This is a genomic window from Phenylobacterium sp. T106 (assembly GCF_057219735.1).
In genome coordinates, this window is sequence record NZ_JBXVWA010000007.1 from 155,847 (window position 1) to 179,553 (window position 23,707).

A 23,707-nucleotide genomic window follows, 5' to 3' on the forward strand; every position below is an offset into this window, starting at 1 on the left:
CCATGGGCCGGTTCAGTCTCGCGCGTTCCGCCCCGGCCCCGGCTCCCCAGCCGGCGCCGGCGCCGCAGTCGTCAGCGCCCGCACCCGCCGCTCCGAAGCCGGAGCCGAAGCCCAAGGGCCCGCCCCCCGGCGACGCCCAGCTGGACCTGCGCCTGCGCCTGCACGCCCGGCTGATCGACGAGCTGGACCTGTCCAAGCTCGACAAGCTCGACGAGGCCGAGCTGCGCCGGCAGGTGCTCGGCCAGGTCACCGAGTTCGCCCGCGCCGAGCGCATGGCTCTGAACGCCAAGGAGCTCGAGGTCCTGGGCGCCTCGATCTACGACGAGATGGTGGGCCTGGGCCCCATCGAGCCGCTGCTCAAGGACGACTCGATCAACGACATCCTGATCAACGGCCCGTTCCAGGTGTACGTCGAGCGGCGCGGGGAGCTCGAGCTCACGCCGATCCGCTTCCGCGACAACGACCACCTGCTGCGGATCGTGAACCGCATCGTCGCCGGCGTCGGCCGCCGGATCGACGAAAGCCAGCCCATGGTGGACGCCCGTCTGCCCGACGGCAGCCGCGTGAACGCCGCCATCCCGCCGATCGCGATCGACGGCTGCTCCGTCTCGATCCGGAAGTTCTCGAAGAAGCCGCTCACGCTGGAGAAGCTGGTCGAGTTCAAGGCCATGACGCCCGCGATGGCCGAGTTCCTGCACGGCGCGGTGAAGAGCCGCGTCTCCACGGTGATCTCGGGCGGCACCGGCTCGGGCAAGACGACGCTCTTGAACGCCCTGTCGGCCGCCATCAGCCACGGCGAACGCCTGATCACCATCGAGGACGCCGCCGAGCTGCAGCTGCAGCAGCCGCACGTGGTGCGCATGGAGACGCGTCCGCCGAACATCGAGGGCAAGGGCGAGATCCGGCAGCGCGAGCTGGTCAAGAACGCGCTTCGGATGCGTCCCGACCGGGTGATCCTGGGAGAGGTGCGCTCGGAAGAAGCCTTCGACATGCTGCAGGCCATGAACACGGGCCACGAGGGCTCGATGGCCACCATCCACTCGAACAACCCGCGCGAGGCCATCAGCCGCCTGGAGCAGATGGTGGCCATGGGCGGCCTCAACATCGGTCCCGAGGCCGTGCGCTACCAGATCGCCGCCGCCGTGGGCCTGGTGGTGCAGGTGAACCGCCTGTCGGACGGCAAGCGCAAGGTGACCCACGTGACCGAGATCGTGGGCATGGAAGGCAACGTCGTGCAGATGCAGGACATCTTCCTCTACCACCGGACCCATACCGATCCCGACGGCACGGTCCACGGCGAGCACCGCGCCACCGGGCTGCGCCCCCGCGCCCTCGACGAGATGCTCCGCCGGGGCATCCCCTACGACACGGCCAACTTCGATCCGAAGAAGGTGCTCTGATGTTCGGGCTCGAGATCGACGCCAGGCTGATCGTCATGATCATGATCGGCGCCGCGGTCTTCGCCGGCGTCCAGGGGCTGACCGGCCTGGCCACCGTGGCCACCCAGAAGCGCAAGCTGAACCAGCGCCTGAAGATCGGCGAAAAGGTCGAGGGCATCTCGGCCCTCGTCGTCGAGCTCCGCAAGCAGCGGGGCCTCACGGCCTCGGGCGAGCGGAACACGGGCGCGCTCAAGTGGCTGTCGGACCTGATCGTCGCGTCGGGCCTGCCGTACGACCAGAAGAAGTGGCTGATGTACGTGGCGGCCGCCGCCGTCGTCGGCGCGCTGGCCGCGGGCATCCTGACCCGCACGCCGGTCGGCTTCGTGGGCGGCGCCCTGATCGGCGGGCTCTTCGCCCCGCTCGGCTACCTCAAGTTCAAGGCGGGCCGCCGCGCCGCCCAGCTCGGCTTCCAGCTGCCCCAGGCGCTCGACATCATCGTGCGCAGCCTCGAGGCTGGACACCCGGTGCCCGCGGCCGTGGGCCTGGTGGGCCGCGAGATGAGCGATCCCATTGGGACCGAGTTCGGCATGGCCGCCGACGAGATCGCCTACGGCGCCACCCTGGAGCAGGCCGTCGAGCGCATGTCCGAGCGCTGCCAGCATCCGGACGTGGACCTGTTCGCCGCCACCGTGCGCCTGCAGGAGCGCACCGGCGGCAACCTGACGGGCCTCCTGAAGCTGAACGCCAACACGGTCCGCGACCGGCACAAGATGAGGCTGAAGATCAAGGCCGCCTCGTCCGAAGGGCGCGCCTCGGCCATGATCCTGACGGCGGCCCCGTTCCTGGCGCTGGGGATGATCGTGATGATCTCGCCGAAGTTCTACGGCGACGTGATCGACGAGCCGATGGTCAAGTACGGCCTGGCGGGGCTCGGGTTCTGGATCTTCCTCGGCAACCTGATCATGCGTCGCATGATCGACATGCGGCTCTGACCCGATGCCCCTGGAGACCCTCCTCTACCTCGCCGGCCTCGTGCTGACCCTCGGCGCCCTGGCCGGCGTCGCGCTTCTCGTGTTCGGCGAGCTGCGGGTCCGGGCCCTGCGGCGCAACCGCCTCGCCGGCGCCATGGCGGGCGGCCGCGGCCAGCCGCTGGTGGACCGCTCCGGCCCGGCCTTCGGCGAACGGTTCCTGGGCGCGATCCGCCGGCTGGGACAGCAGAGCGCCGTGCGGGACCCGGCCAAGGTCTCGCTGCTCAGGTCGCGCCTGATGCAGGCGGGCTTCTACAGCCGCGAGGCGCCGGTGATCTTCCTGGGCGTCAAGGCCGTGGCCCTGGCCATCGCCACCGGCGGCGTCCTCCTGACCCTGCCCGCGATGATCGGCCAGAAGGGCGGCAACCTGGGCGCGCTGGCCATGGCCGTGGGCGTGTCCCTGGTGGCGCTGTACGGGCCCGAGTACGTGCTCAAGGCCCGCAAGTCGAACCGCGAGCGGGAGTATCTGGAGGGCTTCCCGGACCTGCTCGACCTGCTCGTGGCCTCGGTGGAGGCAGGGCTGTCCCTGGACGCCGCGGTCAGCCGCGTGACCGAGGAGCTCGAGCGCCGCTACCCCAATCTCACCATCCACCTGCGCTTCCTCGTGCTGGAGCTGAGGGCCGGGCGCGCCCGCAAGGAGGCCTGGAGCGCCTTCGCCGATCGCCTCGGCATCGACGACGCCCGCGCGCTGGCGACCATGCTGCGTCAGGCCGAGGAGATGGGCACCAGCCTGGGCGAGACGCTGTCGGTGTTCTCGGCCGACATGCGCGCCAAGCGCATGCTGCGGGCCGAAGAGAAGGCGCTGGGACTGTCGGCCAAGCTGACCGTGCCGCTGATCCTGTTCATCTTCCCGGCGCTGCTGGGCGCCCTGATGCTGCCGGCCGCGGCCCGTCTGGTCCACGTGTTCGGAAACGGCGCCCCCGGAAGCTGAGACGGCGAGTTCCTCTGGCCGCGCACGCGGATTGGCCCTAACAGCCGATGCCGAAGGTCGACATGAGGAGCCCGCCGATGTCCGAAGCCAACCTGCGCCCCGAGACCCTGCTGCTTCATGCGGGCTGGCGGGCCGACCCGACCACCGGCTCCGTGGCGGTGCCGATCCACCAGACCACCTCGTACCAGTTCCGCGACGCCGACCACGCCTCGGCGCTGTTCGCCCTCCAGGAGCTGGGGAACATCTACACGCGGATCATGAACCCCACGACCGACGTGCTCGAGAAGCGCATCGCCGCGCTCGAGGGCGGGGTCGGCGCCCTGGCGGTGGCCTCGGGCCAGGCCGCCTCGGCCTTCGCGGTCCAGAACCTTGCCCGCGCCGGCGACAACATCGTCAGCTCCACCGACCTCTACGGCGGCACCTGGAACCTGTTCGCCAACACCCTGAAGGACCTCGGCATCGAGGTGCGCTTCGTGGACCCCAAGGACCCGGAGGCCTTCCGCCGCGCCACCGACGCGCGCACGCGCGCCTACTACGCCGAGACGCTGCCGAACCCGAAGCTGGAGGTGTTCCCGATCGCCGAGGTGGCCGCCATCGGCCGCGAGTTCGGCATCCCGCTGATCATGGACAACACCGCGGCGCCGCTGATCTGCCGGCCGTTCGACCACGGCGCGGCGATCATCGTCTACTCGGCCACCAAGTACCTGGGCGGGCACGGCACCTCGATCGGCGGCCTGATCGTGGACTCCGGGACCTTCGACTGGGAGGCCAATCCCGAGCGCCAGCCGCTGCTCAACACGCCCGACCCGTCGTACCACGGCGCGGTCTGGACCCAGGCCGTGAAGCCGCTCGGCCCGATCGCCTACATCCTGCGCGCGCGGGTGATCCTGCTGCGCGACCTGGGCGCGGCCCTGTCGCCGTTCAACGCCTTCCAGATCATCCAGGGCATGGAAACCCTGGCGCTGCGCATGGAACGCCATTGCGCCAACGCCTCGGCGGTCGCGAAACACTTGGGCGGCCGCAAGGGCGTGACCCGCGTGATCCACCCCTCGCAGCAGTCGGGCCTCGCGGCCGAGCGCTCCGCGAAGTACCTGAAGGGCGGCCACGGCGGCCTGCTGGGCTTCGAACTGGAGGGCGGGGTCGAGGCGGGCCGGCGCTTCATCGACGCGCTGAAGCTGTTCTACCACGTGGCCAACATCGGCGACGCGCGCAGCCTCGCGATCCACCCGGCCTCGACCACGCACTCGCAGCTGACGCCCGAGGAGCAGGCGGCCACCGGAGTCTCGCCCGGCTACGTGCGCCTTTCCATCGGCCTGGAGCACATCGACGACATCCTGGCCGACCTGGAACAGGCCCTGACCGCCGCGGGGGCGTAAGCCCCCTTCCTTTCCCGCGCGCGGGAAAGGGGGACCGCTCGCCGAGCCCGCAGGGCGTAGAGCGAGGGGTGGAAAGGGTAGGCCTCAGGCCCGGCGCTCAACCACCCGCCCGCGGGAGGGCGACCGCCCCCTACAGCCCCAGCGGCCGGTAGGGTCCCAGGATCAGCTGCTCGAACACGCCGACGCCCACCTGCTCGGGGCGTCCGGGCTCGCGCAGCGTGGCCTTGCTGATCGCCTGGATGTGCAGGTTGCCCATGTCGCTCGTGTCGAAGTTCGCGCAGTCGAGGTCCTCGCGGGCCACCGCCAGCTCGCCCTTCAGCGCGCCGTGCCGCCAGTCGCCGCCATAGCCGATGCCGCGCATCAGGAAGGTGGCCATCGGCTCGATCGTCACCGTCGCCTCGCCCTGGTCCATCGGGATGGTGAGGACCCCGCCCCGGGCGTGGCGCGTGCCGGGGATCAGGTCTGTGGCCATCGTCGCCGCCTCGGTCTCGAAACCGCCGTGCGGCCCGGCGCCGTCCGGGAGGATCACCGCCCGCGTGTTCCACGGCTTGCCGTCGGGGTCGGCGTTGATGTGGAAGTAGACGCTGCGGTCCTCGAAGTTCAGGGGCGTCCACTGCCAGAAGAAGCCGGCGATGCCCGCGCCGGGGGTCGCCTGCGAGTCCGGCGCGCCGACGGGCCGGATGCCCCACGAGCGGTCGCGCGTGCCGACCCAGCCGGACAGGTCCAGCCGCTGCCCGTCCACCTCGACCCATCCCGACACGCGCACGTTCTGCGTCAGGCGCGTGTAGTCCATGAACAGCCGCGGGCCGTTGCGCTTGACGAAGCGGGGCTCCTCGATCGGGAAGGCGCGGCCTTCGAAGACGATCTCGCCCGCGATGCCGTCGGTCTTGGTCACCGTCACCTTGAGGCGCTGCAGCGGCTCGAGGATATCGATCGCGATCGGTCCGACGCTGAGGTCCATGCGCTCGTAGCCCAGGATCCGCGACGCGTGCAGGCAGCTTTCCTTGCCGTCCTTCACGACCGCGATGTGGGCGTCCGCCACGCTGAGGGCGGGATAGACGCCGTAGGCGACGGCCACGAACGCCGAGCCGTCGGGCGCATAGGCGTTGAAGAAGTAGCGGTCGTAGAAGTTGCGGTCCGAACCGGCGTAGGCGATCGGCTCCGGGGTCTGGTGGATGGGATAGTCGTCGCCCTTCGTCAGCATCCTGCCGCGCCCTCCGATTGACGCGCCGTCACCCTTGCGGGGGCGGGGCGCGCGGGTATCAACTCCGCGCCACACATAAGAACAAACAGGAGGCGTCGTCCCGCGTGACCTCGCGTCAGGGGGCCGACGATTTTGCGATGAGCGTCATGACCGCCGCGGACCACCGGATCCCGAACGACCATGCGGCCAACCTGGCCGACCCGGCCGCCTACGCCGACGGCCGCATCCACGAGACCTACCGCTGGCTGCGCAGGAACGAGCCGTTCGGCGTGGCCGAGATCGAGGGCGTCGACCCCTTCTGGGTGGCGGTGAAGCACGAGGACATCCTCGAGATCAGCCGCCAGAACGACCTCTGGCACAACGGCGACCGCAATCCGGTGCTGACCAGCAAGATCGCCGACCAGAAGGTGCGCGAGATGATGGGCGGCAGCCCGCACCTCCTGCGCACCCTGATCCACATGGACGCGCCCGATCACCTCAAGTACCGCGCCCTCACCCAGGCCTGGTTCATGCCGCAGAGCCTCAAGCGGCTCGAGGATCGCATCCGCGTCATCGCCCGCGCGGCGGTCGACAAGATGGCGGCGAAGGGCGGCGAGTGCGACTTCGTCAACGAGGTGGCGCTGCACTATCCGCTGCACGTGATCATGACGATCCTGGGCGTGCCCGAGAGCGACGAGCCCCGGATGCTGCGGCTGACCCAGGAGCTGTTCGGCGCCACCGACCCCGAGCTGGGCCGCAAGTCGGCGGACGCGGACAAGCCTCCCCAGGAGCGGCAGATGGACTTCAGCGTCATCACCGACTTCTTCGAGTACTTCCGCCGCCTGTCGGAGTCCCGCCGGGCCAATCCCACCGACGACCTCGCCAGCGTGATCGCCAACTCGACGGTCGACGGCCAGCCGATCTCGGACCTCGAGGCGATGAGCTACTACATCATCGTCGCCACCGCCGGGCACGACACCACCTCGTCCTCCACCGCCGGCGCGCTCTGGGCGCTGGCGGAGAACCCTGCCGAGTTCCGGAAGGTGAAGGCCGATCCCTCGCTGATCCCGGGCCTCGTGGACGAGTCGATCCGCTGGACCACGCCGGTGAAGACCTTCATGCGCACCGCCACGGCCGACACCGAGGTGCGCGGCCGCGCCGTCAGGCAGGGGGACTGGCTGATGCTCTGCTACGCCTCCGGCAACCGTGACGAGGACGTCTTCGAGGCGCCCGACACCTTCCGCGTGGACCGTTCGCCCAACAAACACCTGGCGTTCGGCTACGGCGCGCACCTTTGCCTGGGCCAGCACCTGGCGAAGATGGAGATGCGCATCCTGTGGGAGGAACTGTTCCCGCGCCTGAAGTCGGTCGAGATCGCCGGAACGCCGGCGCTCAGCGAGGCCTTCTTCGTCAACGGACCGAAGCGGCTGCCGATCCGCTTCGAGATGGCCTGACTTGGCCCACCCGCTCGAAGCGCGGCTGGCCGGCTATATCGCGGCCCGCCTGCCACAGGCCACGGATGTCGCCGTCTCCGCGCTGGAGCGGATCTCGGGCGGCGCCAGCCGCGAAACGTACCGGTTCGTACTCTCCTGGACCGAGGCAGGCGGCCAGCGCCACCGCCGGCTGATCCTGCGCCGGGATCCGCCGGCCAGCCTGATCGACACCGAGCGGCGCGTGGAATTCGAGGCCTATCGCGCCTTTCGCGGCTCGTCCGTCCCCGTCCCCGAGATGCTGTGGCTGGAAGAGGGCTCGAACGCGCTCGACCATCCCTTCTTCGTCGCCGAGGAGATCGCGGGCTTCCAGGCCTCCCCGCAGCAACTGTTCGCCAGCCCGCCGGACGTTCTGGAGCGGATCGCCCGGCGCAAGTGGACGATCCTGGGCGAGATCGCGCGCGCCGACCCCGTGGCGCTTGGCCTCGACCGCTGGATGGCCGCGCCCGAGCGCGACGCCTGCTGGCGGCGCGAGCTCGACCACTGGGAGGCCCTGATCGACAAGGACGAGGCCGAGCCCCTGCCGATCACCCGGGCGGCCATCCGCTGGCTGCGCGCCAACCCGCCGCCGCCGGCCCAGAAGCTGAGCGTCGTGCACGGCGACTTCCGGACCGGCAACTTCCTCTACGATGCGCAGGGCGAGATCCACGGCGTTCTCGACTGGGAGATGAGCCACCTGGGCGACCCTCTCGAGGACCTCGGCTGGAGCCTCCAGCCCGTCTGGACCTTCGGCCAGGGGAAGGCCGGCGGTCTCTGCGATCAGGCCGCGGCCGTCGCGATCTGGGAGAGCGCCTCCGGCCTGAAGGCCGATCCGGCCGCCCTTCACTGGTGGATCCTCTTCAACTGCGTGAAGGCCCAGGGGATCTGGGTGGGCTCCGCCGCCGCCTTCAACCGCGGGGGCAACAAGGCGCCGATCATGATCTACCCGGCGTGGTGGCTGATCAACGCGCAGGACCGCGCCATGCTGCAGGTCATGGGGAAGCTATGAACCCGCCCGTTCCCGCCGTGCTGGCCGAATTGGCGGCGATCCTGGGCCGCAACGCCCTCCCGGACGTGCCCCCGGCCGAACGCGCCAGCGACCTCGGCCTTTCCGCCATGCTGCTGGGTTTGGCGGCCGAGATGTGGGATCGCCAGGCCGCGATCCTGGTCGAGGAGAACCACGCCGTCCGCGCCCTGCTGGGCGAGTCCGGCGACGACGGCGATCTGCGCCTCACCGTGCTCAAGGCCGAGAACGATCGGCTGCGCGCCCGCCTCATCGAGGCGCACGCCGCCGCCGAGGCTGAAGGCGACGCCGCTCGACAGGCCGCCATCTGGACCGAGCTCGCCGCCTCCACCGAGCGACGCCGGCTGTCGACCGCGCCGGTCTGATTCAACCGCCTGCGTCAATCCGATCGCAACACTGCCGCCTCAGCATGCCCGAAAGACAGAGGTGGGCAGACCATGGCCGCGGCCAAGCGCGAATCCGCAACAAGCGACCCGGTGGTCGAGAAGCTCGACGACGGGCACTATGACCGCGAGCTCGCCCGCTGGCAGGCTCAGATCGACGAGGCCGCCGCGGTGCTGCGCCGCGCCCACGAGGCGATGAAGGCCGAGAACACGCTCGTCTCCTAGAGCGCGTTCCGAAAAGTGGACCCGGTTTTCGGGTCGAAACGCGCTCAAGATACTGATTCAGCGGCCCACCAGGCGGTCGATCAGGGCCTGGTCGCTATCGTAGAGCCAGCATTCCGCGAGCAGTCCGCCGGCGACCCGGTAGACCAGCACCCGCTCCACCTCGACCGGCGGCGTCCCGAGCGCCTCCCGCGCGATCACGACACCCCGCTCCGCGCCGGCCATCACGTCGACCACGCGCACCAGCCGCCGCTGCGTCCGCCGGCCGAACTCCGCCAGCGCCTGCAGGGCCGCGACCTTGCCGGCGTGGCGCCCGGAGAGCGCGTGCGAGCCGCCCCAGTGCAACACGATGTCGTCCGCGTAGCCCGCCACCACGGCGGCGGTGTCGCCCCGGCTCCAGGCCTCGGCGTAGGCCCGGACGGGTCCGAGTATGTCGGCGCGCATGGCGGGATCTCCTTTCGCTATGGCGGGATGTGCGAGGGCGGCCACCAACGTCCGGCGGTTCACGGCGTGACCGGCGTGAGCCAGGTGCGCCGCTCCGAACGGATGAACGCCTTCTTCTGGGCGAACGCGAAGTTCGCGGCGCCCTCGGGGGAAGCCTTCAGCCGCGCGCGATAGGCCTCGTAGGCCGCAAGGCTCGGAAACGAGATCAGCGCCAGCGCCACGTCGTTCTCGCCCTCGTGCGGCAGGAAGTAGCCGATCAGGTCGCCGCCGTTCGCGGGGATGATCGCGCCCCAGGCGCGGGCGTAGGCCTCGAAGGCGTCGCGCTGGAACGGGTCGATGACATAGCGGATGCAGCAGGTGACGGTCATGACGGGCTCCGGTTCGAGGAACGTCGGCATAGCCGCCCTCCGCGATCCCATGCTTCGGCCGGGACCGAAGCGTGGCGGCGCCGGATGATGTAGGGTCGCCGGCGATGAGGCTGGGTCCCGACATCACCCGCATCGCCGCCCTCCTGGGCGACCCCGCCCGCGCCAACATGCTCTCGGCGCTGATGAGCGGGGAGGCGCTCACCGCGGGCGAGCTGGCGCGCGAGGCCGGCGTGACGGCCCAGACCGCCAGCTCCCACCTGGCCCAGCTGGAAGCCGGAGGCCTGCTGACGCGCCGGATCCAGGGCCGGCACAACTACTTCACCCTCGCAGGCCGCGACGTGGCCGAGGCGATGGAGCACCTGGCGCTGCTGGCCGACCGCGCCGGCCACATGCGCACGCGCCCCGGCCCGCGCGACCCGGCCCTGCGCCGCGCGCGCGTCTGTTACGACCACCTGGCCGGCGATGCGGGCGTGGCCATGCTGGACGCCCTGATCGCCCAGGGACGCATCGCCGATCACGAGGGCGCCCTGGCGCTGACCGACGCCGGCCGCGCCTTCGCCCGCGACTTCGGCGTCTGCCTGGAGACGACCGGCCGTCGCCCGCTCTGCAAGGCCTGCCTCGACTGGAGCGTGCGCCGAAGCCATCTGGCCGGCGTGCTGGGCGCGGGCCTGCTGGCGCGGATCTACGAACTGGGCTGGGCCCGCCGCCTGGACGGCACGCGCATCGTCGCCTTCAGCGCCCCGGGCCTGCGCGCCTTCGAGCAGACCTTCGGGCCGGTCGCCGCCCCTTCGGTCTGACCCCGGCTACCGCAGCAGTTCCAGCGTCCGCGGATCGGGCTTGCCTGCGAAGTATTTCGCGAGCGCCGTTCGGACGCCGGCCTCATTGGGCGCGGCCAGGGCGAAGAGGGTGAGGCTGGAGCGCAGCTTCAGGTCATCGGGCCCGCCCATGATCTGCGTGGCGGTCATCCCGTCGTGGCGGTTGAGGGCGGCGACGCAGGCGCGGTAGCGCGGACCGAGCACCGGATGCCCCAGGTAGGCGGCGGCCTCGGGCAGCCCGGAAATGGCGTACCTCTGGGCCATGTGGCTGACGCCCAGCCCCGCGAGCTGTGGGAAGACGAACCACATCCAGTGCGTCTGCTTGCGGCCGGCGCGCAGCTCGGCCAGCGCGCGCTCGTAGACGCCGTCGGCGTCCTGCGCCTTCACGAAGCGCTCGAGATCGATGGCGGCGCTCACCGGCGCATCGTGCACCCGATGCGCGCCGCCGTCGAACCCTTTACCAGCCTCCGAAGGGCGAGGCCCCGGGCAGGACCTGGGCGGCCGGGGCCCACACGCCGTCGCCGTCCGGGTCGGCGTAGATGGTCTGCTCGACCCGCCCGTCGTCGACCTCGGTCTTGACCACGAAGCCGTCGAGCAGAACGTAGCTTTCGTCGCGCTCGATCTCCTCGCGCTCGAGGCTGCCGTCGCGGTTCAACTCGAACACCCCCAGGATCTCGCCCAGCGCGCCGAACTGGAAGACGTAGGCGTCATCGGTCGGCGCGGCGGCCGGCGCGGCGGTCCCCGACGGCCCGGGCGGCGACGTGGCTCCGAAGAGGGCGAGGACGCTCTGGTCGAAGGGCCCATCGCCCTCGCCCACCTCGATCCATCGCCCGTCGCCGTCAGCGTCGGCATAGACCTCCCATTCCTGTTCCCGGCCTTCGACCTCCGTCTTGACGACGAAGCCGTCGATGAGGCGGTAGGTCTCGCCCGGTTCGATCCTTTCGACGTCCAGGCGACCGTTCTTCTCGACCTCGGCCACCGACGTCACGGCGCCGTCCGGGCCGAAGGTGAAGACATACTGGTCGGGTTGGCGGGGCATGGAATCTCCTCTTGCAGCCTGCGCGCGCCTTGCGGCGAGGCGGTGGATATCGCCCAGGCGGCTCAAGCGGAGCTGTCGCGCAGATTTGCATTTCGCAATGTTGGCCCGCCGCGCCGCAGGGGTGACAAGCGCCGTCGTCTCGTCTTTGCTGGCGCCGCCGCCGATTTGCGGACCCGAGCGCGCCGCCGCACGACGGCGCCCGGGCCAGAAGAAAAGCCTTGCCTCTCCTGACGGCACAGGCACGAACGAACAGACCGAATTTTCGAAGGGGATGGATTTCAGATGCCACGCATGTTGCCGGAGCCGACTCCGGAGACCCGTCATTTCTGGGACGGCTGCCAGGCCGGCGAGCTGCGGCTGCAGCGCTGCACCGACTGCCAGGAGAGCTACTTCCCGCCGCGCCCGTTCTGCCCCAAGTGCGGCAGCCGCAAGGTCGAGGTCTACAAGGCCAGCGGCGAGGCCGTGCTCTGGTCTTACGTCATCAACCAGCGCCCGCGCCCGGACATGGGGACCGAGCCCTATGCCATCGCGGTGGTGAAGCTGGCCGAGGGGCCGACCATGATGACCAACATCGTGGACTGCCCGCAGACGCCCGAGGCGCTGCAGCTCGACATGCCGCTGAAGGTTTCGTTCTCGAAGCAGAGCGACACCATCAGCCTGCCCCTCTTCGCGCCGGCCAAGTAGGGGGACGACGACCATGAAACCTGGATCCGTTGCGGTCGTCGGGGCCGCCGAAACCACCCAGATGGGCGTCATTCCGGACACCTCGGTGATCGGGCTGCACGCCGACGCCGCGCTCAACGCCATGGCCGACGCGGGCCTCAAGCCCAGCGACATCGACGGCGTCGCCACCGCGGGCGTGAGCCCCACCGAGCTCGCCTGGTACCTGGGCATCAAGCCGACCTACGCGGACGGCACCAGCGTGGGCGGCTGCTCGTTCATGCTGCATGTCCGCCACGCGGCCGCGGCCATCGCCGCCGGCCACGCCAAGACCATCCTGGTCACCCACGGCGAGAGCGGAAAGAGCCGTGTCGGCGCCGGGCGCTTCGGCGCCTCGCCGTCCAGCCTGAACGGGCAGTTCGAGATGCCCTACGGCCCCGTCGGCCCGCCCTCGATGTTCACCATCCCGGTGCTGCGCTACCTGAAGACGCACGGCTACGCCCAGGAGGACCTGGCGCACGTGGCGGTGGTCCAGCGCGAGTGGGCGGCCAAGAACCCGCGCGCGACGTTCAAGGACCCCATCACCGTCGACGACGTGATGAACTCGCGGATGATCGCCTATCCGTTCCGGATCCTGATGTGCTGCCTCGTCACCGACGGCGGCGGCGCGCTGATCCTGACCTCGGCCGACCGGGCGAAGGACTTCCCGCAGAAGCCGGTCTACGTGCTGGGCACGGGAGAGAGCGTCGAGACCCCGCTGGTCAGCCAGATGTACGACAGCAACCATTCGACCGCCTTCCGCATCAGCGGCAAGAAGGCGTTCGAGGAGGCGGGGATCACGCACGCGGACGTGGATCACCTGATGATCTACGACGCCTTCGCGCACCTGCCGCTGTACGGCCTCGAGGACCTCGGCTTCTGCAAGCCGGGCGAGGCGGCGGCCTTCATCCGCGAGGGCCATACCCGCCCGGGCGGCAAGCTTCCGCTCAACACCAACGGCGGCGGCCTCTCCTACATGCACTCGGGCATGTACGGCATGTACGCGCTGCAGGAGAGCGTGCGGCAGATGCGCGGGATCGCCCCCGCGCAGGTTCCGGGCGCGAAGATCAGCGTCTGCCAGGGCGTCGGCGGCATGTTCGGCGCCGCCGGCACGGTGATCTTCGGCAACGAGGTCCCGTAGCGCCATGAAGACCGGCGGCGGCGTCCACCGCCGCCGCCGGTCACGGCCCCCGGCCTGCCCGGCAGGCCTGAACCCCTGAGGCGACGCCGATGATCGACCTGCATTTCACGCCGACGCCGAACGGGCAGAAGATCAGCATCGCCCTGGAGGAGCTGGAGCTCCCCTACCGCCTGATCAGCTACGACATCTTCGAGGGCGAGCAGCACACGGCCGAGTTCGGGCGGATCAATCCGAACCACAAGCTGCCGGCCATCGTGGATCACGATCCGCCGTTCGGCGGCGGCCCGCACGCCGTGTTCGAATCGGCGGCGATCCTCCAGTATCTGGCCGAGAAGACGGGCCGCCTGCTGCCGGCCGATCCGCGCCAGCGCAGCGTGGCGATCCAGTGGCTCACCTGGCAGGCCGCCAACCTCGGCCCCATGGGCGGGCAGGCGGCGCACTTCACCCGCTACGCCCGCGAGGAGATCCCGTACGCGATCAACAGGTACACCAGCGAGCTGACCCGCCTCCTGACGGTCCTGGAGCGACGCCTGGGCGAGGCGGCCTTCCTGGGCGGCGAGGAATACTCCATCGCCGACATCGCGGTCTGGCCCGGCCGCTACATGGCGCCCGAGGCGCCGGAGTACCCGAACACCATGCGCTGGCGCGCCGCCATCGCCCAGCGTCCGGCCGTGATCCGCGGCCGTGACGCCGACAAGGCGGTCCCGCCGAAGTACGCCCAGCGCCGCGCGGTGCTGACCGCCGAGGAGTGGTCGAACCTGTTCGGCGAGCGGATGCTGGGCGCCGTCCGTCTCTAGAGCGCCGAGGATCGTCCGTCCGCGCCTCGTCGTCCCGGCTGGACGCTAGGCCGCGCGAGCCTCGCGACGCCTCAGCCGCGCGCCGGCCAGGCCGAAGCCGGCGATCATGAGCGCCCAGACCCCGGGCTCCGGCACGGCCGTGAAGCGGACGTTGTCCAGCAGCATCCCCTGATTGTCCCCCGGCGGGCCGTTCACCGGATCCGCCACGAAGACCCCGATGGTCGCGTCCGTCACCAGCCGCGCCTCGAGGACGAAGTGGGTCCAGGGCGCGTTCGCCTGGAACGTCGGGAGATTGAAGAAGTAGCTCTTGGTGGCCGGGTTGGTGATGTCGGGCCCGTCCTGGAAGCCGCCGCCGAAATCGTAGCGCACGTCGGTCAGCTGGTAGGGCGTCGTGGCGCTGACGAATCCCATGCGGCGGTTGTCCACGCCGGAACGGCCGTTCCCGGCGGCGTCGAACTCCCAGCGGATCTTGGTCCCGGCGAGCAGCGCCACTTCGGGCGTCCGGAAGACGCCCGGATTGCCGCTCGACCCGTCCGTGTCGACCATCCCGTGCCCGTAGGGCGTGGTGAGGCCCGAGTCGGACTCGTCGACGTAGCTCACCGAGCCGGCCGTCACCGTCAGATGGGCGAAGCCCGTGAAATCGGCCTGGCTGACGTCGCCATAGCCCTCGAAGTCGTCGAAGACGATCGTCCGCGCCTGCGCGGCCACGCCGCCCGTGAGAGCCGACGCCAAGGCGGCGGCGATGATTGTTCTACGCATGAGACACCCCCTGGTACTGCGGGGCCGATCACAGGCCGGGCGGCGGCATGCGGGAAGAGCGCCGGGGTGCAGCGGCATGCGCGAAGTTGCACGCGAGCCGCCCCACCTGCGCTTTTCGCGGCGCGACCCGTAACCTTAGCCGTTCTCCCGCGTTGGGCGCGCATGGCCGACATCCTCGACTGCGTCGTGGTGGGCGCAGGCCCTGCGGGCCTTACCGCCGCGATCTATCTCGCCCGGTTCCGGCGCCGGTTCCGGGTCATCGAGTCCGGCGAGAGCCGGGCCGCCTGGATTCCCCGCAGCCACAACCACCCCGGCTTTCCCGACGGCGTGCGGGGCCGCACGCTGCTCGACCGCATGCGCCGGCAGGCCGAGCGCTACGGGGCCGAGATCGTCCGCGGCCGGGTGGAGGATCTCGCGACGTCCCGCGGCGGCTTCCGGCTGGCCACCGACGCGGGCAAGTTCGCCGCCAGGAGCGTCATCCTGGCGACCGGCGTGCAGGACGTGGCGCCTGCGATCCCCGGCCTGACCGACGCGGTGGCGCGCGGCCTGGTGCGCATCTGCCCGATCTGCGACGGCTACGAGGTCACGGGGCGCCGCATCGGGGTGCTCGGCTGCGACGACCACTGTGCGCGCGAGGCGGTCTTCCTCAAGGGCTATTCCGACGACGTGACCTTCATCAACCTCGGCCAGGACGCTCTCCCGCGCGCCACGGCGCGGATGCTCGAGGCCGCGGACGTGGCCGTGGTCGAGAGCGCCCTCCGCGGCGTCACCATCGAGAAGCGCCGGATCACCGCCTTCGACTTCGAGACGGGCGAGCCTCGAAGCTTCGACGCCGTCTACTCGGCCCTGGGCGTGACGCCCCGCACGCGGCTCGCCGTGCAGGCGGGCGCGAAACTCGACGCGGGCGGCCGCCTGATCGTGAACGGCCACCAGGAAACCACCGTGCCCGGCCTCTTCGCGGCTGGCGACGTCGTGCGGGGGCTAAACCAGATCTCCACGGCCCAGGGCGAGGGCGCGATCGCCGCCACCGAGGTGCACAACCGGCTCCGCGCCGCCGCCGGGAACAAGCGCGGCAACTGAGCCGTTCGCCCGGCATGGCCAAAGCTCCGCCGCCCCGCAAGGGCATGCCCGATCCCACGCTCACCGAGACGCAGTTCCGGGCCCGCTACCTGGAGCAGTTCCGCGACCCCGCCTTCCGCGCCCTCGACGCCGAGCTGGAGCGGATCGTGCAGACCGCCTGGGATGCCTACGCGAACCACCGCAAGGCGCCGGTCACGCGCAAGGCGGGGCCCGGGTTCGCCGATCCCGACTACGATCTCTCGGTCGACTGGCTGGCCGCGCGCGACGAGATCCAGGCGGCGAAGGCGCGGCACGACGACCCGAACGGCCCGCTCCGCTTCCTCATCGTGAACGCGTCGGCCCGCAGCGAGCACACCTGTCCGGGCGAGATGTCCAAGTCCTGGCGCTTCGTCGAGATGGCCGCCGACATCTTCCAGACGGCCGACAACACCGCGGTCCGCGTCCTCGACCTTTCGCGGCTCGCGTCCGAGTACGGCCGCAACATCCACCCGTGCAAGGCGTGCTTCTCCACGGCGCCGGCGCTCTGCCACTGGCCGTGCTCCTGCTACCCGAACCACAGCCTGGGCCAGGTGCACGACTGGATGAACGAGATCTACCCGATGTGGGTCGAGGCCCACGGGATCATGATCATCACGCCGGTGAACTGGTACTCGCCCACCTCGCCGCTCAAGCTGATGATGGACAGGCTGGTGTGCGCCGACGGCGGCAACCCCGACCCGACCCGAACGCACGGCAAGACGGTGAGCGAGGCCAAGCAGATCGAGCTGGACGGCTGGGACTATCCCCGTCACCTCGAGAAGCGCCAGTTCGCGGTGGTGGTGCATGGCGACGTGGAGGGGGCCGAGAACGTCCGGCGCGCCCTCGCCGACTGGCTCAGCTTCATGCACCTCTGTCCGGCAGGCCCCAGCGCCCAGCTCGACCGGTACATCGGCTACTGGAAACCGTACGCCACGAGCCACGAGGAGCTGGACGCCGACACCGCGATCCAGGAGGAGGTCAGGAACGCCGCCCGCACCCTGCTGATGGGCGTGCAGCGCGACCCCATGGGCGAATTCACCGGCTCGGAGCTGCAGGCGCCCCGCGAGAAGTAGCGGTCCCCGGCGCGCCGGCCGCGGCTCCGGGGATGACGACGCCCGGCAAAGCTGGCCTCATGCGTTCGGGAGGTGGCGCATGAAGACCTATCGCATCGGCGTCGTGGGACTGGGCCAGCGGATCGCGCATGTGCTCGCGGCGATGGAGGAGGTCGGGTGGAACCTGGACCTCGCGGCGTATGTCGACCCGAACCCCGTCGGCGCGCCGATCCTCGAGACGACGCGCATCCGCCCGGGGCGATCCTGCGCCGACGTCGCCGAGCTGCTCGCGCGAGGGCCCTACGATCTCCTGATGCTGGGCGCGCCCAACCACCTTCACTACGAGCACCTGACGCAGGCCCTCGGGGCCGGCGCGCCGATCTTCGCCGAGAAGCCGATCGTGCGGACCGAGGACGAGACGGAGGCGCTCGCCCGCCGGCTGGCCGATCCGAAGGCGCCGCCGGTCTACGTCGGCCTGGTGATGCGTTCGCTGCCCATCGTGCGCGAGGTTCTCGCGCGCGTGGATTCCGGCGCGCTCGGCGAGATCGTCTCTCTGGACGCCACCGAGCACCTGCCGCCCGAGCACGGCGGCTACCTCGCCCGCAACTGGCGTCGCCGCGCCGAATGGGGCGGCTCGTACTTCCTCGACAAGGTGGTGCACGACTTCGACATATTCGGCCGCATCGCGGGCGCGCGGGCGGCGCGCGTCGCCAGCTTCGGCGGCCGACGGATCTTCACGCCCGCCGGGGCCGAGCGGCCGCGGGTCTACGAGGACGGCTCCGCGGCCTACGCCCTGCGCGACGCCGGCTGGGGCGCGGCGAACGACGCGTTCCATTCCGACATGGACGTGACGGACCATCAGGTCGCGATGGTCGAGTACGAGAACGAGGTCCGCCTCTCGTTTCACGCCAACAGCCATGTGGGCCTGCAGGAGCGCCGCTGGTACGTGGCGGGGACCGAGGGCACCCTGATCGCCGACCTGGTGCGCAACAAGCTGATGGTCCGGGGCGCGCTCCACCGCGGCAAGCCCGAGCGCGTCGACTTCGAGACCCGCACCGCCGACGCGCACAACGGCGCCGACCAGGCGATGGCGCTGGACCTGCTGGCGGCGATGGAAGGCCGGCAGGCGTTTCCGGTGACGCCCTATGAATCCATGGAAGCCGGCCTGACCGTCATGGCCATCGACCGCGCGATGGCGGAACGGACGATGGTGGACTGCGCGCCCATGTGGGCCCGCTACGACGCGGCCAAGGCGGGACGCTGAGGCCGCCAAGCCTTCCCGTCATCCCCCGGCTTGTCCGGGGGATCCACTGGGCGCTGCGCCGGGGCTTTCCATGCGACAGCCCCAGCGGCCGGCTCACAGCCCAGGGGGTGGCCCGGACAAGCCGGGCGATGACGAAGCGATCGGACCTCCCGTCCTACGTCTCAGCCGGGGCCATGACGTTCAGGCGGCGGGCGGCGAAAGCACCCGGTCCCCCAGCAACGTCTGAAGGCGCGGCGTGCGGGGATACGGGTCGTGGCGGTACTGGCGGAAGCCCTCGGCGTAGGCGACGCCGAAGTCGCGGCCGACGCGGCGGGCCCATGCCTCCATGGCGGCAAGGTGGTCGTCGACGGCGTGGTGCTTGCGGACCCAGTCAGCCTGGCTCACGTGCCGGTCGAGCATCTCGCGGCGCAGGGCGAACGTGTCGCCGACGTCCACCGCGAAATCCCGGCCGTGCGGCCGCCCCTCGCGATCACGGCCTGCGGCGGCGTCGCAGAAGTAGAGGTGCGGGATGGCGCCCAGCGGGGCGGCCGACCCGGTCCTGTAGTTGGCCACGGGCGCGGCGAAACACGCATCCCTGACGAGCAGGCTGATCGCCTCGTGGTCGGGATGGTAGTCCATCGGCGCGGCGGTGATGACCACGTCGGGCGCCAGTTCGCGGAGAAGCTCGGTCACGCGCCGTCGCGATGCGTCGTCGTTGAAGACGCCGAGGTCCGGGAAGCCCAGGCAGCGGTAGTCGGCGCCGATCAGCGCGGCGGCGTCCTTCGCCTCCGCCTGTCGGATGCGGCCCGTCTCCTCGGGCCCGAACGCCGCCGAGCCGCCCTCGCCGGCCGTGGCGGTGACGATCGCGACCTGGTGGCCCGAACGCGACAGCAGGGCCAGCGTGCCGGCCGCCAGCCACTCGATGTCGTCGGGGTGGGCGTGGACGGCGAGGATCCGGGCCATGCCGTCACCGGTCGAACTTGGTGGAGAGCACGAGCGACGTGTTGGTGCGCTCCACGCCCCGGACCGCGCCGATCTCGTCGATGGCGGCGTCCATCTCGGCCACGCCGGCCGCCTCCACGGCGGCGATCATGTCGAACGGGCCGCTCACCGACTGCAGCCGCCGCACGGCCGGCATCCGCTTCAGCGCCGCCGTCACCGCCGCGGCCTGCTTCGGCTCGACCGTGAGCATGACGAAGGCGTGGACCCGTCCCTGTTCGTAGGCCGGGGCAAGCTTCACGGCGTAGCCTGAGATGGTGCCGTTGCGCTCCAGCTTGGCGAGGCGGCTCTGCACCGTCGTGCGCGACAGGCCCAGTGCGCGGGCCAGTTCGGCCACCGGCGCACGAGCGTTCTCGCGCAGCCGCGCCAGCAGGTGCTCGTCGAGGTCGTCCATCGGCGTTCCGCACAGTCGCTTCGTCGATATGCCTAGCTTAGCCGTCCATATCGACCAAACGCCAGTTGAAAGCGGCGGCGGCCCTCGCGAATCTCGAAACGGAAGCCGGAGAGGTCAGAAAATGCGCAAGGTCGCCGTCGTCGGGGCAGGCAAGATCGGTTCGACCGTGGTCGATCTGCTGGTGGGGTCGGGCAGCTACGAGGTCACGCTGGTCGATCAGTCGGCCGAGGCGCTGGAGGCCTTTGCGGGCCGGGCGCACGTGGAAACCCGGGCGCTGGCCATCGAGGATCCCGCCGCCCTGGGCGAGGCCTTCGCGAACGCCTTCGCCGTGGTGAACTGCGCGCCCTTCCACCTGACCACCGTCGTCGCGCGCGCCGCCAAGACCGCAGGCGCCCACTACCTCGACCTCACCGAGGACGTGGCCTCCAGCCGTGTGGTCCGGGAGCTGGCGGCGGACGCCGCCACCGCCTTCATCCCGCAGTGCGGCCTCGCGCCGGGCTTCATCACCATCGCGGCGTGGGACCTGATCAAGCACTTCGACCAGCTGCACGACGTGCGTCTGCGGGTCGGCGCCCTGCCCCGCTATCCGTCGAACGCGCTGAACTACAACCTGACCTGGTCCACCGACGGGGTGATCAACGAGTACTGCGAGCCCTGCGAGGCGATCGTAAACGGCAAGCTCCGCGAGACGCCGGCGCTCGAGGAGTGCGAGGAGTTCGCCCTCGACGGCGTGGCCTACGAGGCGTTCAACACCTCGGGCGGCCTGGGCACCCTCTGCCATACCCTGGACGGACAGGTGCGGAACCTGAACTACAAGACCATCCGCTACCCCGGCCATGCGGCGATCATGAAGGCGCTGCTCAACGACCTGAACCTGCGCAACCGTCGCGACGTCCTGAAGGACATCCTGGAGAACTCGGTCCCGGCCACGATGCAGGACGTGGTGATCGTGTTCGTGACGGTCTCGGGCATGAAGAGCGGCCACCTGATGCAGGAGACCTACGTCAACAAGGTCTTCGCCCAGGAGGTGATGGGCGAGGTGAAGAGCGCCATCCAGATCACCACCGCCGGCGCGATCTGCGCGGTGCTGGACATGCTCGCCGACGGCGCACTGCCGCAGACGGGCTTCATCCGCCAGGAGGACATCCCGCTGCACGCCTTCCTCGCGAACCGCTTCGGCCGCTACTACGCGGGCGAGGTCCCGGCGCCGGCGCTGCGCGTGGCGGCCGAATAATCGGGTACCATGATGACCGTGCAGACCAAGATCACCTCCGCCGCGGCCGAAGCCGCCGTCGTCCTGGCCCGCCTCGGCGTGGCCGAAAGCCTCTGGACCGGCGGCGGCCGGGCCGTGCGCTCGCCCGTCACCGGCGAGGTCATGGGCCATGTGCATGACGCCTCGCCCGCCCAGGTCGACGCCGCCATCGCCGCCGCCCACGACGCCTTCCTGGCCTGGCGCAATGTGCCCGCCCCGCGGCGCGGCGAGCTGGTGCGCCTGTTCGGCGAAGAGCTGCGCGCCGCCAAGGCCGACCTGGGCGCGCTCGTCACCCTGGAAGCCGGCAAGGTCACGTCCGAGGCCCTGGGCGAAGTCCAGGAGATGATCGACATCTGCGACTACGCGGTCGGCCTCTCGCGCCAGCTCTTCGGCCTCACGCTCGCGACCGAGCGGCCGGACCACCGCATGATGGAGACCTGGCACCCGCTGGGCGTCGTCGGGATCATCTCGGCGTTCAACTTCCCGGTGGCGGTGTGGTCGTGGAACTCGGCCCTGGCCTTCGTCTGCGGCGACGCCTGCGTCTGGAAGCCCAGCGAGAAGACCCCGCTCACGGCCCTGGCCGTGCAGGCGCTGTTCGAGCGCGCCGCGGCGAAGTTCGGCGACGCGCCCGCGGGCCTGTCGTCTGTGGTGATCGGCGGCCGCGAGGTCGGCGAGGCCCTGGTCGACCATCCGAAGGTGCCGCTGGTCAGCGCCACCGGCTCCACCGCCATGGGTCGCGCCGTGGGGCCGCGACTGGCGAAGCGCTTCGCCCGCGCGCTGCTGGAGCTCGGCGGCAACAACGCGGCGATCATCGCGCCCAGCGCCGACCTCGATCTCGCGATCCGCGGCGTCGCCTTCGCCGCCATGGGCACCGCCGGCCAGCGCTGCACCACCCTGCGGCGCCTGTTCGTGCACGAGAGCGTCTCCGACGCCTTCGTCCCGCGCCTGAAGGCCGCCTACGCCAGCGTGAAGGTGGGCGACCCGCGCGAGGCCGGCACGCTGGTAGGCCCGCTGATCGACGCCCAGGCGTTCGAGCTGATGCAGACGGCCCTGGCCGACGCCAAGGCGGCGGGCGGCGCCATCACCGGCGGCGAACGCGTCGAAATGGGTGACGCGTTCTACGCCCGCCCGGCTCTCGTCGAGATCGACCGCCAGGCCGACGTGGTCAAACGCGAGACCTTCGCGCCGATCCTCTATGTGATGCGCTACCGCGATCTGGAGAGCGCCATCGCGCTGCAGAACGACGTGCCCCAGGGCCTGTCGTCGTCGATCTTCACCAACGACATGCGCGAGGCCGAGCTCTTCATCTCGGCGCGCGGCTCGGACTGCGGCATCGCCAACGTCAACATCGGTCCCTCGGGCGCCGAGATCGGCGGCGCGTTCGGCGGCGAGAAGGAGACCGGCGGCGGCCGCGAGGCGGGCTCGGACTCCTGGAAGGCCTACATGCGGCGCGCGACCAACACCCTGAACTACGGCCGGACCCTGCCGCTGGCGCAGGGGGTGACGTTCGACGTCTGACGGACGGTCCAAACGGTTGTTTGCACGGGCGGCGCGCGCTTGGCACAATCGGGCTTTCAAATCTCCATTTTCGAAAGTCCGGTCCTTTGAGCATTTCCAACCCGGCGGCCGCCGCGAACGCCGCCGACCCGCTCGCCTCCGTCGACGCGCTGATCGAGGGCCTGGGCGGCGTGGGCTACATCGCCTCGCGGCGGATCGCGACGGCGCTCTACATGGCGGTGAACCTGCAGAAGCCGATCCTGGTCGAGGGCTCGGCCGGCGTCGGCAAGACCGAGCTGGCGCTCTCCACGGCCGCACTGCTCGGCCTGCCGCTGATCCGCATGCAGTGCTACGAGGGCCTCGACGAGTCCAAGGCGCTGTACGAGTGGAAGTACGGCAAGCAGCTGCTCTACACCCAGATCCTCAAGGACCGGATGGGCGAGCAGCTGGCCGACGCGCCGACGATGGACGCGGCCATGGACCGCCTGCACGGCATGGGCGACCTGTTCTTCTCCGAGCCCTTCCTCGAGCCGCGGCCGCTGATGAAGGCGCTGCGCGAGGACGACGGCTGCGTCCTGCTGATCGACGAGGTCGACAAGTCGGACGAGGCCTTCGAGGCGTTCCTGCTCGAGGTGCTCTCGGCCTACCAGGTTTCGGTGCCCGAGCTCGGCGTGCTCAAGGCCAAGACGCCGCCACTGGTGTTCCTGACCTCGAACAACGTGCGCGACCTGGGCGACGCCCTGAAGCGCCGCTGCCTGCACCTGCACATCCCGCTGCCCGAGGCCTCGCTGGAGGAGAAGATCGTCGCCAGCCGCATGCCCGGGATCGAGGCCAAGCTGACGCGCGAACTGGTGGGCTTCGTGCAGTCGCTGCGGACGATGGACCTGCGCAAGTCGCCGTCGATCTCCGAGACGGTGGACTGGGCCCGCGCCCTGGTGCTGCTGCACGCCGACAGCCTGTCGGCCGATCTCGTCCGCGACACCCTGAACGTCATCCTGAAGTTCGAGCAGGACATCACCGCGATCGAGCCGCAGGTCGTGGAGCTGCTGCACCGGCGATGAGCGTGGCGTCATGCATTCCTCTCCCCCCGCGAAGCGGAGAGGAAGAGGGAAGGG

At 70.5% G+C, this 23,707-nt stretch carries 26 protein-coding genes; 18 read left to right on the forward strand and 8 right to left on the reverse strand.

The genetic code is table 11. From position 1 onward, the window contains the following. The first annotated feature begins 2 nt into the window (after window positions 1-2). The 4 genes from AC2D8W_RS16515 to AC2D8W_RS16530 all read left to right on the forward strand — a co-directional run bounded on the left by AC2D8W_RS16515 (window position 3) and on the right by AC2D8W_RS16530 (window position 4,714). On the forward strand, window positions 3-1,400 hold the full coding sequence (locus AC2D8W_RS16515; RefSeq protein ID WP_484672443.1) for a TadA family conjugal transfer-associated ATPase: 1,398 nt from the start codon (window positions 3-5) through the stop codon (window positions 1,398-1,400). Continuing rightward, window positions 1,400-2,371, forward strand: a complete 972-nt coding sequence (locus tag AC2D8W_RS16520) for a type II secretion system F family protein (RefSeq protein WP_484672444.1) — start codon at window positions 1,400-1,402, stop codon at window positions 2,369-2,371. Before AC2D8W_RS16515 ends, AC2D8W_RS16520 begins: the two co-directional genes overlap by 1 nt. 4 nt (window positions 2,372-2,375) lie before the next feature. Then, window positions 2,376-3,338 (forward strand): type II secretion system F family protein, encoded by a 963-nt coding sequence (locus AC2D8W_RS16525; RefSeq protein ID WP_293485332.1) that lies wholly within the window; start codon window positions 2,376-2,378, stop codon window positions 3,336-3,338. A 77-nt stretch (window positions 3,339-3,415) separates the two neighbouring features. Next, window positions 3,416-4,714: an O-acetylhomoserine aminocarboxypropyltransferase/cysteine synthase family protein gene (locus tag AC2D8W_RS16530; RefSeq protein WP_484672445.1), complete on the forward strand. Its 1,299-nt coding sequence runs from the start codon at window positions 3,416-3,418 to the stop codon at window positions 4,712-4,714. Between the two features lie 130 nt (window positions 4,715-4,844). Here the strand turns inward: AC2D8W_RS16530 and AC2D8W_RS16535 are convergent, their stop codons facing one another. Next, a complete protein-coding gene (locus tag AC2D8W_RS16535; RefSeq protein ID WP_293485328.1) occupies window positions 4,845-5,918 on the reverse strand; it encodes an Rv3169 family protein in 1,074 nt (357 codons plus the stop codon). Window positions 5,919-6,055: 137 nt separating this feature from the next. Here AC2D8W_RS16535 and AC2D8W_RS16540 point away from each other — a divergent pair, with 137 nt between their 5' ends. The 4 genes from AC2D8W_RS16540 (at window position 6,056) to AC2D8W_RS16555 (ending at window position 8,998) form a co-directional block, all read left to right on the forward strand. Continuing rightward, a complete protein-coding gene (locus tag AC2D8W_RS16540; RefSeq protein WP_484672446.1) occupies window positions 6,056-7,351 on the forward strand; it encodes a cytochrome P450 in 1,296 nt (431 codons plus the stop codon). Between the two features lies 1 nt (window position 7,352). Further along, window positions 7,353-8,375 (forward strand): phosphotransferase family protein, encoded by a 1,023-nt coding sequence (locus AC2D8W_RS16545; protein WP_484672447.1) that lies wholly within the window; start codon window positions 7,353-7,355, stop codon window positions 8,373-8,375. Then, window positions 8,372-8,755 (forward strand): hypothetical protein, encoded by a 384-nt coding sequence (locus tag AC2D8W_RS16550; protein WP_484672448.1) that lies wholly within the window; start codon window positions 8,372-8,374, stop codon window positions 8,753-8,755. The genes AC2D8W_RS16545 and AC2D8W_RS16550 overlap by 4 nt, the downstream gene beginning before the upstream one ends. A 72-nt stretch (window positions 8,756-8,827) precedes the next feature. Beyond that, a complete protein-coding gene (locus AC2D8W_RS16555; protein WP_484672449.1) occupies window positions 8,828-8,998 on the forward strand; it encodes a hypothetical protein in 171 nt (56 codons plus the stop codon). Window positions 8,999-9,055: 57 nt separating this feature from the next. On the opposite strand, the gene AC2D8W_RS16560 is transcribed toward AC2D8W_RS16555, so the two are convergent. Together AC2D8W_RS16560 and AC2D8W_RS16565 are read right to left on the reverse strand one after the other, a co-directional pair. Beyond that, window positions 9,056-9,439, reverse strand: coding sequence for a nuclear transport factor 2 family protein (locus AC2D8W_RS16560; RefSeq protein WP_484672450.1), 384 nt, complete (start codon window positions 9,437-9,439; stop codon window positions 9,056-9,058). A 59-nt stretch (window positions 9,440-9,498) separates the two neighbouring features. Further along, entirely contained in the window at window positions 9,499-9,837 is a 339-nt protein-coding gene (locus AC2D8W_RS16565; RefSeq protein ID WP_484672451.1) for an NIPSNAP family protein, read from the reverse strand. Between the two features lie 74 nt (window positions 9,838-9,911). Here AC2D8W_RS16565 and AC2D8W_RS16570 point away from each other — a divergent pair, with 74 nt between their 5' ends. Then, the gene (locus AC2D8W_RS16570; protein WP_484672452.1) at window positions 9,912-10,604 is read left to right on the forward strand and encodes an ArsR/SmtB family transcription factor; all 693 of its coding nucleotides are present in this window, start codon (window positions 9,912-9,914) and stop codon (window positions 10,602-10,604) included. A 6-nt stretch (window positions 10,605-10,610) separates the two neighbouring features. On the opposite strand, the gene AC2D8W_RS16575 is transcribed toward AC2D8W_RS16570, so the two are convergent. Both AC2D8W_RS16575 and AC2D8W_RS16580 read right to left on the reverse strand, forming a co-directional pair. Then, window positions 10,611-11,039, reverse strand: a complete 429-nt coding sequence (locus tag AC2D8W_RS16575; protein WP_484672453.1) for a DUF1810 domain-containing protein — start codon at window positions 11,037-11,039, stop codon at window positions 10,611-10,613. A gap of 40 nt (window positions 11,040-11,079) precedes the next feature. Next, on the reverse strand, window positions 11,080-11,661 hold the full coding sequence (locus tag AC2D8W_RS16580; protein ID WP_484672454.1) for a hypothetical protein: 582 nt from the start codon (window positions 11,659-11,661) through the stop codon (window positions 11,080-11,082). A 291-nt stretch (window positions 11,662-11,952) separates the two neighbouring features. Between AC2D8W_RS16580 and AC2D8W_RS16585 the strand changes: the two genes are divergently transcribed. The 3 genes from AC2D8W_RS16585 (at window position 11,953) to AC2D8W_RS16595 (ending at window position 14,298) form a co-directional block, all read left to right on the forward strand. Further along, window positions 11,953-12,345, forward strand: a complete 393-nt coding sequence (locus AC2D8W_RS16585; RefSeq protein ID WP_293480045.1) for a Zn-ribbon domain-containing OB-fold protein — start codon at window positions 11,953-11,955, stop codon at window positions 12,343-12,345. Window positions 12,346-12,358: 13 nt separating this feature from the next. Next, window positions 12,359-13,501 carry a thiolase C-terminal domain-containing protein gene (locus AC2D8W_RS16590; protein WP_484672455.1) on the forward strand — a complete coding sequence of 381 codons (1,143 nt, stop codon included), beginning with the start codon at window positions 12,359-12,361 and terminating at the stop codon, window positions 13,499-13,501. Between the two features lie 89 nt (window positions 13,502-13,590). Then, entirely contained in the window at window positions 13,591-14,298 is a 708-nt protein-coding gene (locus tag AC2D8W_RS16595; RefSeq protein ID WP_293480049.1) for a glutathione S-transferase N-terminal domain-containing protein, read from the forward strand. 45 nt (window positions 14,299-14,343) lie between these two features. Here the strand turns inward: AC2D8W_RS16595 and AC2D8W_RS16600 are convergent, their stop codons facing one another. Beyond that, window positions 14,344-15,057: a PEPxxWA-CTERM sorting domain-containing protein gene (locus tag AC2D8W_RS16600; protein WP_484672456.1), complete on the reverse strand. Its 714-nt coding sequence runs from the start codon at window positions 15,055-15,057 to the stop codon at window positions 14,344-14,346. Between the two features lie 162 nt (window positions 15,058-15,219). Here AC2D8W_RS16600 and AC2D8W_RS16605 point away from each other — a divergent pair, with 162 nt between their 5' ends. The 3 genes from AC2D8W_RS16605 to AC2D8W_RS16615 all read left to right on the forward strand — a co-directional run bounded on the left by AC2D8W_RS16605 (window position 15,220) and on the right by AC2D8W_RS16615 (window position 18,471). Continuing rightward, window positions 15,220-16,137 carry an NAD(P)/FAD-dependent oxidoreductase gene (locus AC2D8W_RS16605; protein WP_484672457.1) on the forward strand — a complete coding sequence of 306 codons (918 nt, stop codon included), beginning with the start codon at window positions 15,220-15,222 and terminating at the stop codon, window positions 16,135-16,137. Window positions 16,138-16,151: 14 nt separating this feature from the next. After that, on the forward strand, window positions 16,152-17,228 hold the full coding sequence (locus AC2D8W_RS16610; RefSeq protein WP_484672458.1) for a flavodoxin family protein: 1,077 nt from the start codon (window positions 16,152-16,154) through the stop codon (window positions 17,226-17,228). Window positions 17,229-17,307: 79 nt separating this feature from the next. Then, window positions 17,308-18,471: a Gfo/Idh/MocA family protein gene (locus AC2D8W_RS16615; protein WP_484672459.1), complete on the forward strand. Its 1,164-nt coding sequence runs from the start codon at window positions 17,308-17,310 to the stop codon at window positions 18,469-18,471. A gap of 180 nt (window positions 18,472-18,651) precedes the next feature. Here AC2D8W_RS16615 and AC2D8W_RS16620 read toward each other — a convergent pair whose 3' ends face one another. Beyond that, complete coding sequence (locus AC2D8W_RS16620; RefSeq protein ID WP_484672460.1) at window positions 18,652-19,413, reverse strand: PIG-L deacetylase family protein; 762 nt, start codon at window positions 19,411-19,413, stop codon at window positions 18,652-18,654. A 4-nt stretch (window positions 19,414-19,417) separates the two neighbouring features. Further along, entirely contained in the window at window positions 19,418-19,843 is a 426-nt protein-coding gene (locus AC2D8W_RS16625) for an Lrp/AsnC family transcriptional regulator (protein WP_484672461.1), read from the reverse strand. Window positions 19,844-19,964: 121 nt separating this feature from the next. Between AC2D8W_RS16625 and AC2D8W_RS16630 the strand changes: the two genes are divergently transcribed. The 3 genes from AC2D8W_RS16630 (at window position 19,965) to AC2D8W_RS16640 (ending at window position 23,653) form a co-directional block, all read left to right on the forward strand. Next, window positions 19,965-21,077 (forward strand): saccharopine dehydrogenase family protein, encoded by a 1,113-nt coding sequence (locus AC2D8W_RS16630; protein WP_484672462.1) that lies wholly within the window; start codon window positions 19,965-19,967, stop codon window positions 21,075-21,077. A 12-nt stretch (window positions 21,078-21,089) separates the two neighbouring features. Next, on the forward strand, window positions 21,090-22,613 hold the full coding sequence (gene amaB, locus AC2D8W_RS16635) for an L-piperidine-6-carboxylate dehydrogenase (RefSeq protein WP_484672523.1): 1,524 nt from the start codon (window positions 21,090-21,092) through the stop codon (window positions 22,611-22,613). A gap of 86 nt (window positions 22,614-22,699) precedes the next feature. Further along, complete coding sequence (locus tag AC2D8W_RS16640; RefSeq protein ID WP_484672463.1) at window positions 22,700-23,653, forward strand: AAA family ATPase; 954 nt, start codon at window positions 22,700-22,702, stop codon at window positions 23,651-23,653. The last annotated feature ends 54 nt before the right edge of the window (window positions 23,654-23,707 follow it).